Annotated in this window: 11 protein-coding genes; 9 read left to right on the top strand and 2 right to left on the bottom strand. The window is 49.8% G+C overall.

Annotation, left to right across the window (positions count from 1 at the left end; all coding sequences use genetic code 11):
- Positions 1–6: 6 nt before the first annotated feature.
- From RN22_RS12460 to RN22_RS12450, 3 genes are read left to right on the top strand one after another with little or no spacing between them, the layout of a single operon-like run.
- Complete coding sequence (locus tag RN22_RS12460) at positions 7–996, top strand: HlyD family secretion protein (RefSeq protein ID WP_046304684.1); 990 nt, start codon at positions 7–9, stop codon at positions 994–996.
- Positions 997–1,001: 5 nt separating this feature from the next.
- Positions 1,002–2,171, top strand: coding sequence for an ABC transporter permease (locus RN22_RS12455; protein ID WP_046304682.1), 1,170 nt, complete (start codon positions 1,002–1,004; stop codon positions 2,169–2,171).
- Positions 2,168–3,274 (top strand): ABC transporter permease, encoded by a 1,107-nt coding sequence (locus RN22_RS12450; RefSeq protein ID WP_046304680.1) that lies wholly within the window; start codon positions 2,168–2,170, stop codon positions 3,272–3,274. Before RN22_RS12455 ends, RN22_RS12450 begins: the two co-directional genes overlap by 4 nt.
- Before the next feature lie 65 nt (positions 3,275–3,339).
- Here the strand turns inward: RN22_RS12450 and RN22_RS12445 are convergent, their stop codons facing one another.
- The gene (locus RN22_RS12445; protein ID WP_046304678.1) at positions 3,340–4,137 is read right to left on the bottom strand and encodes an SDR family NAD(P)-dependent oxidoreductase; all 798 of its coding nucleotides are present in this window, start codon (positions 4,135–4,137) and stop codon (positions 3,340–3,342) included.
- 215 nt (positions 4,138–4,352) lie between these two features.
- On the opposite strand from RN22_RS12445, the gene RN22_RS12440 reads away from it, so the two are divergent.
- The 3 genes from RN22_RS12440 (at position 4,353) to RN22_RS12430 (ending at position 8,122) form a co-directional block, all read left to right on the top strand.
- Entirely contained in the window at positions 4,353–5,252 is a 900-nt protein-coding gene (locus tag RN22_RS12440; RefSeq protein ID WP_046304815.1) for a LysR family transcriptional regulator, read from the top strand.
- 195 nt (positions 5,253–5,447) lie between these two features.
- Entirely contained in the window at positions 5,448–7,562 is a 2,115-nt protein-coding gene (locus RN22_RS12435; protein WP_046304676.1) for an LruC domain-containing protein, read from the top strand.
- 5 nt (positions 7,563–7,567) lie between these two features.
- A complete protein-coding gene (locus RN22_RS12430; protein WP_046304674.1) occupies positions 7,568–8,122 on the top strand; it encodes a hypothetical protein in 555 nt (184 codons plus the stop codon).
- Positions 8,123–8,155: 33 nt separating this feature from the next.
- Here the strand turns inward: RN22_RS12430 and RN22_RS12425 are convergent, their stop codons facing one another.
- On the bottom strand, positions 8,156–9,220 hold the full coding sequence (locus RN22_RS12425; protein WP_046304672.1) for a LacI family DNA-binding transcriptional regulator: 1,065 nt from the start codon (positions 9,218–9,220) through the stop codon (positions 8,156–8,158).
- A gap of 229 nt (positions 9,221–9,449) precedes the next feature.
- Here RN22_RS12425 and RN22_RS12420 point away from each other — a divergent pair, with 229 nt between their 5' ends.
- The 3 genes from RN22_RS12420 (at position 9,450) to RN22_RS12410 (ending at position 11,451) form a co-directional block, all read left to right on the top strand.
- Positions 9,450–9,671 (top strand): hypothetical protein, encoded by a 222-nt coding sequence (locus RN22_RS12420; protein WP_002541236.1) that lies wholly within the window; start codon positions 9,450–9,452, stop codon positions 9,669–9,671.
- Positions 9,672–9,693: 22 nt separating this feature from the next.
- A complete protein-coding gene (locus tag RN22_RS12415; RefSeq protein ID WP_046304670.1) occupies positions 9,694–10,848 on the top strand; it encodes a TRAP transporter substrate-binding protein in 1,155 nt (384 codons plus the stop codon).
- A gap of 90 nt (positions 10,849–10,938) precedes the next feature.
- Positions 10,939–11,451 (top strand): TRAP transporter small permease, encoded by a 513-nt coding sequence (locus RN22_RS12410; RefSeq protein ID WP_046304668.1) that lies wholly within the window; start codon positions 10,939–10,941, stop codon positions 11,449–11,451.
- The last annotated feature ends 8 nt before the right edge of the window (positions 11,452–11,459 follow it).

The raw sequence follows: 11,459 nt of genomic DNA, 5'->3' as shown, positions 1-11,459 counted from the left end.
ATCACAATGAGCAAATTGAAATCTATTGCGCTGGCCTTGCCTGCTGCTGCCGTTATTGGTTGGATTGGCTACAGCTTTTACCAAGCTTATCAACCCGTGCCTGAGCGTTTTCAAGGTCAGATTGAAGCGCAGCAATACAGCATTTCTTCGAAGGTCGCTGGCCGTATTGATAATGTGTTGGTGCGTAAAGGTGAAACCGTGAATAAGGGCGATTTGATTTTCACCCTTTTTAGCCCAGAGCTTGATGCCAAGCTGGAGCAAGCGAAAGCCGGACAACAAGCAGCGGACGCCATGGCAGAACAAGCTGAAAGCGGCGCTCGTGAGCAGGAAATCAGCGCTGCGCGCGACCAATGGCAAAAGGCCCGTGCTGCGGCACAACTGGCGGACAAAACCTTCAAACGTGTCGATGCGCTCTACAAAGAAGGTGTTGCCGCTGAACAAAAACGCGACGAAGCCTACACCCAGTGGCAAGCGGCGAAGTACACAGAAAATGCTGCGCTCCAAATGTATGAACTGGCGAAAGCCGGTGCGCGCTCTGAAACCAAACGGGCAGCGCAGGAAAAAGTCCGCATGGCAGCCGGTGCGGTTGCTGAGGTGGAAGCTTATGCCAAAGACACCAAGATCCATAGCTGGTATCAAGGCGAAGTCAGCCAAATCCTGCTTTACCCTGGCGAGCTGGCTCCGCAAGGTTTCCCAGTTGTCACCGTCATCGACATGAAAGATGCCTGGGCAGTCTTCAATATTCGCGAAGACAAACTGCGTCAATTTGCCAAAGGTGCTCAGTTTGAGGCGAACATTCCTTCTCTGGGAGAGCAGGCTTACGAGTTTGAAGTCACCCATGTTGCCCCCTTGGGGGATTTCGCGACGTGGCGCGCCACCAACAGCCAGAACGGCTATGACATGCGTACCTTTGAAGTGGAGGCACGCCCTGTAACACCTATCGAAGGGTTACGCGCAGGCATGAGTATTCTGGTCTCCGAGCAGACTCAGGGTTGATCACCATGGACAAACCTTCGTTTGCGTCACGGCTTCTGGATGAGTCGCGATTAACTTCATCAGATAAGTGGCTAACCGCTCTGCTGGGCTGGCTACCCCTAGCGTTGTTTCTGTTGGTGTGGGCGATTTTCTCATCAGGCACCGGTCGCGATTTGCCAATTGGCGTGGTCGATCTTGACCATAGTGCCATGTCACGGAGCCTCACCCGTTACTACGATGCCAGTCCTACGTTGGAAACTCGTAGTTTTACCAATGTTCAAGAAGCTACCGCTTTACTGAACAGTGCGGAGACTTACGCTACTGTTATCATTCCCTCGGACTTTGAGAAAGCCACTCTTCGCGGCGAAAGCCCAGAAGTGACGGCCTTCTACAACAGCCAATATATTCTGATTGGTAAGCTGGTGAATGCGGCGATTACCCAAAGCCAAAGCACCTTTGCAGCCATGGTCGAAACCAAAGGGAAAATGCTTCATGGCACAACGGTTTCCTCACAAGCAGCAGGACAGTCTGTGCCTGTCCGTTTTCAACTAGTGCCACTGTTTAACAACGGCACTAACTACGCGCAGTTTCTTGTCTCCGCGATTATTCCTGCACTTTGGCAAATTGTGATTGTCGCGAGCGGCATGCTTTCCATGGCACTGACCGACAAACGCATAGGGCTGGAAAATCACTTCAAGCAAGGTTTGTTGTCGGCGCTAATCGCCAAAGTAGTAGGCTTGCTTATTCCGCTCTGGCTGATGGGCGTTGTCTTCGCCACCGCCATGCACTTTGGGTTGGGCTGGCCGATGAACGGAAGCTGGACGTTACTTTTCGCCTCACAAGGCTTGATGGTGTCAGCAGGTCTCGCGGTAGGTTCCTTACTGTATTTAGGCACACGAGATGCGACCCGCGCGATGAGTCTGGTCGCAGGTTTTACCGCGCCAGCCTTTGCGTTTATGGGAGTGAGCTTTCCAGCCAGTGACATGCCGTTTCTGGCGCAGTGTTGGCGCGCAATGTTACCAGTGAGTCATTACATCACGGTGCAAATTGGCCAGTTCAACTATGGCGCGACACTGATACAAATGCAGCCCATGCTTCTCGCTTTAGCGGCTTTCAGCCTGATTTGGCTACTTGTCGCCGCTAAACTCAAACGACTCTGCCGCTCAGCGACGCTAATTCAGGAGGCTGGCATATGAGTTGGACTGCGTTGTTTAAGCAAGAACTGAAGGCACTGTTTACCAATCCGGCAGTGGTTTTCACCGTGTTTGGCGGCATTATTATTTATTCACTGCTTTACCCATTGCCGTATGAAAACCAACTCCCACGCGAACTTCGTGTTGCGGTTGTCGATCACGATAACAGTCAGGAAAGCCGCACGTTCGTTAGAATGTTGGACGCCACCCCACAGCTTTCTGTTGCGATGCGATTGAGCACAGAGACGGAAACCAGCGCTCAAATTGCCGGTGGTAATATCGAAGGTGTCGTTGTGGTTCCACAGCACTTCTACCGCGACCTGTTGATGGGCAAAAGCCCGGTGATTTCCGTTGGAGGAGACGCTTCTTTCTTCCTGACCTACGGCACTATCGCAGAAGGTGTCGTCAATGCGGGCAACACACTTGGTGCGTCAGTAAAAACGACGCGCGCCATGATGCAAGATACGCCAATGGAAGCAGCATCCAAGCAGATAACACCGTTCTCACTAAATTTGGTGCCGGTTTATAACCCAACGACTGGCTACGGAAATTACGTGGTTCCCGGCGTGTTTATCCTGATCTTGCAGCAAACTTTGCTGATCGCTTCCGGCATGCTGGCCAGCGTAAACCCACATAACGGGGCGAAAAATCTTATCGCGCGAACCTGCATTCTTACTGCGATTTACAGTGTAATGGCAATGTACTATCTGGGCGCCAGCCTTGAGATAAACGGGGTTAATCGTTTGGCAGAGCCTGTAAATCTCATCATCATTATGATGCCTTTTTTGCTGGCGACGATTGGCCTAGGTACGGTGATTGGAAAATGTCTTTCAAGGCCGGAAATCATTACCTTAACGGTCTTGTTAAGTTCGATGCCTCTGCTGTTTACATCAGGATTTGTCTGGCCAAGCAGTGAACTGCCAGTGTGGTTGAACTCTTTGGCGCAAATCGTACCTTCCACACCCGCTATTCAAGCGACTATTCAGCTCAATCAAATGGGCGCGACTATTCAGAGCCAGCTAGGACACCTTTCTCAACTATGGTTACTAACTGTGGTTTTCGGCGCTATCGCCCTGTTGGCAAAAACCAGGCGTACAACAAACTAGCCCCAACAAAAAAGAACCCCGCTAAAAGCGGGGTTCTTTTTCAAATAGCACTTAGCACTTAGCACTTAAATTAACGACTCAATCGCTTCGACAACCGCGTCGACTTTAGTGCCATTCGCAGCTTCAGAGTGCGGAGCAGCAAAGCGATGCGAATCATTGTCATAGTACTTACCGGAAGCGTCAGCGAATTCGTCGCTCAGCGAGGCTCGAGCGAGAATATCGGCGCCAATACCAATATCACCGCCTGACACACCAAACCCTTCCGTCACCATTTTGCTGCCGAGCATTGAACCCGGGTTAACGGCCACCAACATGGGACCATCAATACCTAGATCGTGCGCCAGCTTTTGCGTCCACATAGTGATGGCCAGCTTACTTTGTGCATAGGCCGAGAATTCATCACCGACTTTTACATCACCTTTCAGCGCGGCAATGTTGACGGGGGCTTGCGCGGCAGAAGAGAGGTTAACAACACGCCCTCCTCCGCCAAGCAACGGCAGCAAGCGCTTAGTCAGCAGATACGGCGCGACGGTGTTTACAACGAACCGCACATCGAATCCATCTTCGGTGATTGGCGAAGAGGTTCGGAAAATACCCGCGTTGTTAATCAGCACATCCAACGATGAGTGGTTTGCCGCCACTTCATCAGCAAACTTTTCCACATCCTTCAGGTTCGACAAATCTGCCAAGTAGGTTTCCACATTACCGACACCTTCAATCCCCTGAACTTGGACTTTCGCATTATCCAGCTTGGCGGCGCTGCGCCCATGCAACAGGATATTGTGACCTTGAGAAGCCAGTAGTTTAGCGGTCTCCAACCCAATACCGTCTGTTGCGCCTGTAATTAAAATCGTTTTTGTCATTGTTATTCCCTTGTTCGTAGGGGCTATCGACCATTGGTGGTTAAGCATTGGCAGCACAAACATCTGAACTTCTTACCCTTACCACGACATGCGTTGTCATGCTGTCTCTGTTTTAGCGATTGCTGTTGACTACCTTTACCCACTATCCTATTTGAAACGCTTTCATTAGTAATTACTCGCAATAAAGAATCACTTTTTAATTTTTATTGATAATGATGAATATCGAACACCTCAAACTCTTTGTCCGGTTAGCCTCGACAAACAACATCAGTGCCGCGGGTGCAGAACTCGGCCTTTCACCTGCGGTGTCCAGTGCGCACATTAACAAGCTCGAAGAGTCCATGGGCGTGCGATTAGTGCATCGCACCACACGAAAAGTCTCGCTGACCGAAGAAGGCATTGCCTTTTTGCCTTATGCAGAGGATGTGTTGGCGAGTGTCGAGGCGGCGTGCGCCTCGGTCGGAGGGGGAACGACCACACCAAGGGGAACACTTCGAATAACCGCCCCTGCATCTTTTGGACGAATGCATCTTATTCCTGGGCTAAAAGGCTTTTTGGAGGAATACCCCGATCTTTCGCTCGACCTGCGCCTGTCAGATTCTATCGTCGATCTGGTTGAAGGCGGCTTTGATATCGCCATTCGAAATGCCGAGCTCAAGGATTCCAGTCTCATCGCGCGTAAGCTTGCACCGGATAACCGAATGCTGTGTGCCTCACCGTCTTATATTGCTAAAAACGGCAAGCCAGAAACACTAAAGGAGCTCAGCACCCACTCTTTTGTTCAACTCCCTTCTTTGGAACAACTGGCGTTTCGAACCCCCAACGGGCTTGAAAGCATCAAAGTGAAGAGTTTGTTGAGAACCGACAACGGTGAAGCCGTAAGGGACGCCTGTATCGAAGGAATTGGCATTTCTGTTTGTTCAAATTGGGCAGTACACGAGCAATTGGAACGTGGTGAACTCGTGAGAATTCTCGAGAACTTCCAGTTGGAATCAGACACTGCAATTTGGGCTGTCTACCCAAGCTCGAGGCAACTCGCCCCCAAGGTGCGCGCATTCATTGATTACTTTGCCCTACGCTTTGAAAATATGCGTTGCTGGGGGGAAAGAGGCTAATCTACCATACGACGGAATACTGATTTCTCATATTGAGAAATCAGTATTCCGTCCCTTTTCTTATGACTGTCAATCTGAGAAAAAAACCTATTCCAGACTGATTCTCACAATAATAAACTTATAAATATCAGCAAATTAAAAATGGCACGCTCTTTGAAATGGGGTTATTAACATTGTCAAATCCTGGAGCAAATTATGTCTCGACGTGCCATATCTCTCGCGCTAGCGTTGATGTCACCCGTTGCCTATGCAACGCCGTTCGATACGTGTCCAAGTAAAGCCTATTTGTTTCAAGCTAATCCGGTACAAGTGTATGGCGTTAATCTCGTCACCGGCGACACCAGCTTGCTGCAATCTGATACCGGCTTGAATGCCAATATCAACGGCGTAGGTTTCAACTTCGAAGACAGGTATATCTATGGGTACGACACATCCAACAAGCAAATTGTCCGTTTAGGGCAGGATTTCCAAGCGGAAGTCTTAAACGTTTCTGACGTCCCCACTGACCACACTTTCTTTGTCGGTGACGTTTATGACCACACTTACTACCTATATCGACAAAATAAGGGCCTGTTCAAAATCGATTTGAGCCCATTGGACAGTGACCCGAATGCTACTTTGGAGATGGAGAGAATCACAACAACTGCTTCGGTCAGATTGACCGACTTCGCTTTCCACCCAGGCAACGGTGGCCTTTATGGCATCGACAACCAAACCGGGATGGTGTATCTGTTCGACACCACGGACGGCAGCACCACACTGGTCGGTAACGCGGGAATAACGGGTACATTTGGTGCGGGATATTTCGATGTTAATGGCTATTTCTACGTTTCGCGTAACAGTGACGGGGACATCTTCCGTATTGACCTCTCTGACTATGGCGCAGATGGTGATATCACTGCGGTGAAATTTGCGGACGGTCCTAACTCAAATCAAAATGACGGTGCGCGATGTGCAAACGCGCCTGTGATTGATGAAGATTCCACCATTGACTTCGGTGATGCGCCGGATAGCTACCTGACTTTGCTTGCCTCTAACGGTCCACGTCACCAGATAGACACTGCCTATTACCTTGGCTCGGTCGCACCAGATAGCGAAGGCGACGGTCTTCTCTCACCACTTGATGATAACAAAGCAGGTACCGCTGACGAAGACGGTGTCGGTTTCGTTACGGCATTGGAAGCTGGCGAGAGCGCCATTATATCGGTGCAGGCTTCAACGCAAGGCTACTTATCGGCATGGATAGACTGGAATGCTGACGGTGATTTTGAAGACAGTGGTGAGAAAATCATCAGCGACAGTTTACTGTCAGCAGGTGCAAACACCCTTTCAATATCTGTTCCTGTTGATGCAGCTATCGGATCCACATACAGTCGCTTCCGTTTCGCAGAACAGTCCGGCTTGGATTACTTTGGCGGTGCGACCACGGGCGAAGTGGAAGACCACCCTGTCACGGTAATGAAGTCAGGTACAACACTTGTTCATTACCCAAGTGAACAAGGCTACGCATCTATCGCCTTCGAAGATAACTGGCCAAAAGAGGGTGACTACGACATGAATGACGTGGTTGTCCTTTTCCGGATCACCGAAACACTTGATGAAGATAACCACGCGACAAGAATTTTAATTACTGGTTATCTCGCTGCTTATGGTGCGGGTTACCACAACGGCCTTGCCATCCGTCTTCCAGGTTTAAATCGAACCGACATCGACAGCGCCTCCACTACCCTGAAACATAACGGTGTCGCACAACAAGAAAACGGACTCGAAGCCGACTCTACAGAAGCTATATTTATCATCGAAGAAGATCTGAAAACAAAGATCCCATCTGGTGAATGCAATTTCTATAGAACGGCACAGTACTGTCAGGAAGATATATCATTCGAGTTTGAGATTGATATCTATACCAACGAAGGCGTGAACACCTATGGACTCGCCGACATGCCTTATGACCCCTTTATCTTCTCCACCCCCGGCAGTTATGTCCGTGACGGGATCTGGTACAACCCAGGGCGGGGATTAGAAATTCACCTCCCTGACCAAGCACCAACAGAGCAGTTCGATACCTTCCTGTATGGTTGGCAAGACGATGACAGTATTCCTTCGGAAAACCGTTACTACAAAACCAGTACCAACTTACCTTGGGCCTTGCTCATCACCGATGAGTGGAAATGGCCACAAGAACATATCGACTTGATTCAGGCTTACCCATTGTTCGCGGGCTACACAGAGAGCAGCGGTGTATCGAATACCACCTGGCATGCGGAAGAAAATGCAGCCGAAAACAAAATCTACGAGCCAGAGGAGTAACTGACATGAAATATTCACTTATCACACTAGCTCTGGCAGGTTTACTCACCGCATGTGGTGGGGGTGGAGGCGGTGATACTGCCCCATCAGGCAGCGGTAGTACTTCTTCTACGGACTCTAGTACAACTGGTTCAGATACAACGAGTTCTGGCACATCTAACACAACGCCTCTAGGCATGATGACAGATACTTCTGGTGCTGATGTGACCATCCCTCCGACGGTGCTGAGTTCTGCCACCAATATGTCTGAGATGGTCGTACCCGCGGATTTCAGTTATGACTCTGTCGATTCACAAAGCGTGGATATTGATATCAGCAGCTACACCACCAGCAAAGGATATATCTCCATTTACGGTGGCTTCACCCAGAATGACGATGGTTCTTACAGTGCAGATTACAACAGCCGAATCACCTCGGCCGATGTAGAAAACGGATTGGCTTCCCTCACCTACCCCTTGGCCGATTCCCAATACTACATGCTGGCCGAGGTCTTCTTCTATGATGGCACCACCCCTATCCAAACACGGATCAATAACGAGCAGTCCAGTTGGGTTTGGTAGTTATTAAATAAGCAAAACAAAAACAGGCGGCATTTAGCCGCCTGTTTTTATTGCTGCTGTAGTTTCCCGAACGACAAGTTTGGCTTCGAGTTCAAGTTTGTCATTGACCGGCTCACCCGCGAGTTTTGCCAGCAAATAGTCTGCGGCCTTCTCCCCCATTTCCCGCGACGGAACTTGCATGGTCGTGAGAGCGGGTTGGATATGAGACGCCATGGCCACATCATCAAAGCCAACAATGGAGATATCTTCCGGAATCCTCAGCCCAAGCGACTGCGCCTCAAGCAATGCCCCCATGGCAATAATGTCGTTACCGCAAACAATGGCTGTCGGTCTTGGCGTTAACTCCATCAGCTTTCTCAGTGCTTGACGGCTTTCCGCTAAATCATAACGACATTCAATGATCCTGTCTGAGGTCAGCGCTATTCCCGCTTTTCTCAGTGTCTCTATGCATCCAGCGATACGATCTTTGGGTCTGTCATTCAGCTTGGTAATACCCGGAATGGCAGCGAAATCCTTATGCCCCAGATCAATAAGAAACTGTGTCGCCCTGGCTGATGCGCGGTAGTTATCAAACCCTATACAAGGATGAGGTAACTCAGGCTTGAAAGACCATGTATACAGGTATGGGAGCTGCTTTTTATGAAGAATATCGAAAAGCTGGGGCTGGTGTTCAGCGCCCACCAGCATCAGACCTTCTACGCCACGGGAGATCAAGCGCTCTGCCTGAGCCAGCTCTTCTTCTGTCGAATAATCGGAGCTCGCAATAAACAGGGTATAACCTTTTTCCTGCAATCTACGTTGAAAAGCCTGAATACCTTCCGCAAAGATCGCGTTGTCTAAGGTGGGGACGATAACACCGATGGTTCGTGAACGTTGTGAGGCCAGCGCTTGAGCAGCACCATGGGGAATATAGCCAAGTGATTCAATCGCCGACCGAATCAAGGCGCCCCGCTTCTCACTCACAGACGTGGGGTTTGCCAAATAGCGGGAGACAGTCGCCGTAGACACCCCTGCTGCAATCGCAACATCTTCCGCCGTTGGCGCATCTGACGGTCGTTTTTGTAAGCGCTTACGCGCTGGTTGAGTCTCTTTTGTCATAGAAAGTTATATCGTTGACTCACTTTTGGGATTTATAAACCGCAACTTACCTAATTATAGCGTTACACAAAAATTTTACCGCCAAAAACTTGACAGTCGTTCAACCTCTCTTCTATCTTCACAATGTAAGCGCTTACATTTAACAATCATTTTACAATATTGGTGAGTGCTATAACTACAAAATGGCGACTGCAAGCCAACCCGACTGATAACAGCGAGGCAATGCAACATGACGTTAAGGAAACGCTACATACTACCCGCGGTGCTTTTTTCACTCTATTTCCTCAATGTGATTGCCACCAAGTTTCAGATCGCTTCTGGGTCCACATCCATAGTTCGCGTCGGTGATGTCGGGGAGTTCCTTTTACTTCTCCTTGCTTCACTGACTTTCGTCGTCGCTATGTTGTCAGCCGAAAAGGAAGCTGATGGCCGTGCGACAGAATTACGATAAAAAGCAGAAAGGAAGTAGATATATGTCTGTTCACCATAAGGATGACTCCCCACAAAGTGCAGAGCGTCGCCGTTTCCTGGAAATTGCAAAAAAAGCTGGTTTTACGGCAGCTGTCGTCGCAGGTGCCTCGGGGGCCTTGTTGACCTCAACCACCGCACACGCTGCGGCTAATGAAGAAAAAGAACGACAGAAGCGAGCTAAATACACCATGACGATTGCTACGGCATACATCATTGGTGCATCCCGCAGCTACCCTATCATGCAGCTGGATTTCAAAGAAAACATCCAGAACATGACCAACGGTGAAGTTTACGTAAAACTGGCACCGGGTGGTCAACTGGGTGCGGGTGGCGCATTAGCGCAAAAAGTACAGGCAGGTACCATTCAGGCCGCGCAACACTCTCTCTCTAACTTTGCACCGTTTGCACCTGCTGTCGACCTCATCAACATCCCATACTGGTGTGGTGAGAACCAGAAGTTCATCAACCTGGTAACGTCTGACGCATGGAAGAGCGAAATCCACCCGAAAGTAGAAGCGAAAGGCTTCAAACCGCTGTGGTACGTGGTTATCGACCCACGCGTTGTCGCTCTTCGTAACGGTCTTGAAGGCCCAATCAAAACACCGGATCAAATGGAAGGTATCAAATTCCGTGTACCGGGTTCGAAAATCCTTCAGCAGTTCTACCGTCTGTTGGGCGCAAACCCAACGCCAGTTGCCTGGGGTGAAACACCGTCAGCAATCAAACAAGGCGTGGCAGATGCCCTTGACCCTTCGGTAGAAGCGCTGAATGTCTTCGGCTTCAAGGATGTGCTTTCCTGGGTTACCTTCAACCGCTCAGTACCAGACTCACAAGTCTTCTCTTGTAACTTAGAGTGGTTTAACAGCCTACCGGGCCACATTCAGGAAGGTATTGAGTTCGCCAGTGAAGTCACCTCGTTGCAAAACTTGGCAAAAGTCCCTGCTGCGCGTGCCTATGCCATGGCTGAACTGAGCCGTGCTGGTGTGCAGTTCTATGCGCCAACTGATGACGAAATGAAGTTGTGGGCAGACAAAGCAGGCCATCAGCTACCCGCTTGGGATTCGTTCAAAAATGAACTGGCTGGATCCAAAGCGGCGTTCGACAAGCTGCTCGCAGCGGCGAATGAAAACAAAGGTCCATTCGTTCACGACGTTTAACAGCTGAGTAAACCGCCATTTGGGTGGACGTTTCTCCTAGCGCACCCAAATGGCTCCCACTCTCTCTGAAACGGACGTTGGACGAACGCAATGAATTTCTTAAAACAAATCGACGAAAACGGTGAGCGCTGGTTGCTGTTGTTCTTCTACACCACCATCGTCATAACCATCGCCATGGAAGTACTAAGACGCTTTGTCTTCAGCTACTCCTCCATTTGGGGTGAAGAAGTTGCAAGGTATGCCTTTATTTATCTGGCGTGGGTCGGTGCATCCGCGGCCGTAAAAGAGCGCGCGCACATACGCATTGATGTCTTACTGCATTACCTACCAAACCGTGGCAAGGCAGCGATTTATCTACTTGGGGATGTCGCCACACTGGTTGTCGCATTATTCGCGCTCTATTGGTCAATCCACCCTATTGAAATATCGCTGAAATTTGGGTCTGTGACCCATGGTCTGGGGATCAGTCAGGCATGGTTTCTTGCCGCTGTTCCGCTGGGATTCTCCATGATGATATTCCGACTGATGCAGTCCATGCGCCGGGATATCCGCAGCCTCACACAGAATACCCCTGTGTTCGAAGGCAACAAGCTGTTTGATTAGGAGGTCTC

The sequence above is a fragment of the Grimontia sp. AD028 genome, assembly GCF_000973155.1.
GTDB classification, from domain to species: domain Bacteria; phylum Pseudomonadota; class Gammaproteobacteria; order Enterobacterales; family Vibrionaceae; genus Enterovibrio; species Enterovibrio indicus.
The sequence above is the reverse complement of the archived record's forward strand: the minus strand, read 5'-3'. Positions and strand labels throughout refer to the sequence as shown.